The organism is Streptomyces sp. NPDC047014, from assembly GCF_040644195.1.
In the GTDB taxonomy this organism is placed as follows: Bacteria; Actinomycetota; Actinomycetes; order Streptomycetales; family Streptomycetaceae; genus Streptomyces.
Genome location: NZ_JBEYVX010000177.1, coordinates 1 through 3,348, shown reverse-complemented (window position 1 = coordinate 3,348; position 3,348 = coordinate 1). Strand labels below are relative to the sequence as shown.

At 75.6% G+C, this 3,348-nt stretch carries 1 protein-coding gene and 1 pseudogene; both read left to right on the top strand.

The features are described from left to right. The first annotated feature begins 90 nt into the window (after positions 1–90). On the top strand, positions 91–1,251 hold the full coding sequence (locus tag ABZ873_RS34045) for a hypothetical protein (protein WP_360880722.1): 1,161 nt from the start codon (positions 91–93) through the stop codon (positions 1,249–1,251). A gap of 177 nt (positions 1,252–1,428) precedes the next feature. After that, positions 1,429–3,348 (top strand): annotated as a pseudogene (locus tag ABZ873_RS34040) (hypothetical protein); the annotation flags it as partial.

Genomic DNA, 3,348 nt, shown 5'->3' with positions numbered 1-3,348 from the left:
CCGCACGGCTCCGCCCCCGCGCGGGCGAGCACACTGTGCGCACCGCGCACGGACCGAACACGTTCTTGTTCAACCGAGGGGGAGTCCGAGTTGAGTCGTCAGTGGTGGGGCGGGCGGGCGCTGGTCGTCGGCGTACTGGCCGGCGGGATCGCGGTCACGGGCGTCGTACCGGCGGGGGCCGAGGTCCGTGCCGCGGCCGCGGTGGCCGCCGTACCGGCCGTGTCCGCGGTACCGGCCGTGCCCTCGTCCGTGTCGGGCGTCCCGGACGGGCAGGCCGCTCCGGCGCTCTCGCCCGAGCTGGCCGCCGTCATCGAGGACGCGCGCCGCCAGGTGACGTCGATGGCGAAGACGCACCCGGCCGCCGAGGTGCGCACCTCGGCGTGGAACGCGCTGCGCAGCTCCCGCGGCGACGAAGCGCTCCTGGAGTGGTTCGCTCCCGGCGGCGGCTTCGAGTACGCGAAGCAGCGGGCGCGGGAGACCCGGGCCCGTAACAAGGCATTCTGCGAACGCGTGGTCGCCACCCACACCGCGGGGTTCTCCCCCGAGGTGCGGGCCGCCGCCGCGCGGGCGCTCAAGGGCAGCGTCGCCGAACAGGCGGCGTTCGTGAAGACGGGATACGCCGAGGCGCAGCGCCGCGACCGCGCCACGCGCGCGGCCGGACAGCAGCAGCGGCTGGAAGTCACCGCCAAGGAGCGGGAGTTCGTACGCGACCGGGCCGACCGGGACCCGGGCGAGCAGGTACGGGTCGCCGCGCAGTGGGCGCTGCGGCCGGGCGCCTCCGACGAGGACGTGGCGGAGTTCTTCGGCTACGGCTGGGCCACCGGCGCGGTCCTCGACATGGAGGCGTACCGGACGCGGGCCGCCGACGCGGAAGCGGTACGGCACCACACGCTGACGCGCCTGGTCCGGGAGGCCACGGCCGCCGAGGCCGCCGTACAGGGCGCGGCGGACGCCGCCAAGGCCCGCGCCGAGGCCGAACGGGCCTGGAAGGCCGTGTCCGGGCACTCCGACGCGGCGCAGCGCGCCTGGCTGGCCGAGCACGCCGCCGCGGCCGCGCAGGCGGAGAACTGGCGGGCCGTCGCCCTGCTGTCCCGCGAGTCGGCGCAGGACCTCTGGAAGGGGATCTCGGACACCGCCGGGACCAGCCAGGAGGCATGGGCCGGGGAGCAGACCCGGGCGCAGGAGGCGGCGGAGTTCTGGAAGGCCATGTACGACCGCGCCCAGGACGGCGAGACGCGCGCCAGGGGCTGATCCCGGTGTACGGCCGGCCCGCCGACCGGGGCCGGCCGTACGGCATTCGACCACCCCGCCCCTGACCCGGGCGGGGCTTTACTGATTCATTCGTCTAGGGGGTTTCCCGTGTGGGGAAGGTTCCGGCCCAGAGCCGGAGGGCCGCGCGTCCGCGTGGCCGAGAATATACGGAAGGGCGTGGCCATATCGGTCGCCGTGACGGTGCTGGGCACCTTCACCGGCGAGGCCGCCGCCGCGACCGCCGTACGCGACCAGAAGGCGTCGGTGACGCGGACGGTCCAGACGCTGGACCAGCTGGTCGCGGGGCTGAAGCCGAAGACCGCCGGAACGCCGGCGCCCGCCCCGAGGTCGGAACTCGACCGGATCAGCGCCGAGCGGGACCGGCAGCTCGTCGAGGACTTCGCGGAGTTCGACGCGGAGGAAGAGGTCCGCGAGGCCGCCAAGAAGGCGCTGGAGAGCACCGACCCCAACGCGGTCCGGGACTTCCTCCAGCACGGTGAGGCCGAGGCCCGCCAGCGCGCCAAGGACAAGCGGGCCGGCGCCGATGTCGCCAACCGCGCCCAGATCGAGAAGCTGCGCGGCACCGGCGGCACGTTCTTCAACGCCGAGGTCGAGCGGGTCCTCAAGGGCACGCCGCAGGACCGCGCCGACTTCCTGGCCTTCGGCGCGGAGATCGCCAAGCAGCGCGACGAGGCGGAGAAGCAGAACGCCGCCAAGCGCGCCGAGGAGAACCGCAAGCGCGTCGAGATGCTCGCGGCGGTGGGCGGCCCCGCGGTCAAGCGGGCCGCGCAGGCCGCGCTGGACTCCAAGAACGACGCGGTGATCGCCGAGTTCCTGGAGAAGGGCTACCAGGCCGCGGCGCAGCAGGACGCCGACGACCGGGCCGCGCACGAGAAGGCCCAGAAGGAGGCCCAGGAGGCGGCGGACAAGCTGCGGGAACTCGCCCGCAGGACCACGGTCGCCGCCGAGGCCCGTACCAAGCTGATCGCCGCGCACGGCGAGGCCGTCAAGGCCCTCAAGAACGCCTCCAACGCCATGTCGTCGGCGGCCTCGACCGCCCGCGAGGCGGACCGGATGCTGGCGGCCGACCGGGCCGGCAAGCGCCTGTCGAACTACGACCCGGTCAAGACCGAGGTCAAGCGGCAGGTCGGCTACGCCCAGGACGCCGCCAAGGCGGCGCAGGTCGCGGCCGCGCAGGCCAAGGTGCAGGCCGATGTCCTGGTGGAGACCGGCCTGGAGCACGGCACCCAGTGGGCCGAGGTCGCCGCGGGCATCGCCACCGCCGCGGACGCCGCGGCGAAGGCCGGCCAGACGGCGCAGCAGGCGGTGGACGCCACCGCCGCCACCGCCGCCGGCCTGAACGCCAAGAACCAGGCCGAACTGCACGAGCAGCAGGCCAAGAAGTGGCGGGCGAACGCAGAGGAGCACGCCCGGGCCGCGGCCCGGCTGGCCGAGGCCGCCGACAAGCAGGCGAAGATCGCCGCGACCGCCGCGACGCGCGCCAAGGACGCGCGCGTGGCCGCCGAGCAGGCCGAACGCGAGGCGTGGGAACACGCCCGCAAGACCCGCGACGCCCGTCTCGAAGCGGAGCGCCAGGCCCAGGTCGCCGCCGAGCAGCGCAAGATCGCCGAGCGGGAACGCGACCTCGCCGCGGCGGCCCGAGCCCGCGCCGAACGCGAGCGGGACATCGCCGCCGCGGCACGGGCACGCGCCGAGGCCGAGGCCCGTACGGCCTCCGCCGCCCGCGCGCAGGCCCAGGCCGCCGCGGCCACCGCCGCGTCCGCCCGAGCCAACGCCGAGAAGCAGGACGGCATCGCCGCCGAGGCGGACCGCAAGGCGGGCGCCGAGGAGACCAACGCCCGCAACGCCCGCAACGCCGCCCGCGCGGCCGAGCAGCGGCACGAGGCGCAGGAGGCCCGTGCCCGGGCGACCGAGGCGATGGCCGCCTCCGGCCGCGGCACGGTGCACGCCGCCGAGGCCCGGGCCGCCGCCGACGCGGCGCGCGCCGACGCCATGGCCTTCCAGCTCGACCAGCTGTCGATGACGTTCGTCCTGCTGATCTCCGGGGTGGGCACGCTCATCCACGTGTACTCGATC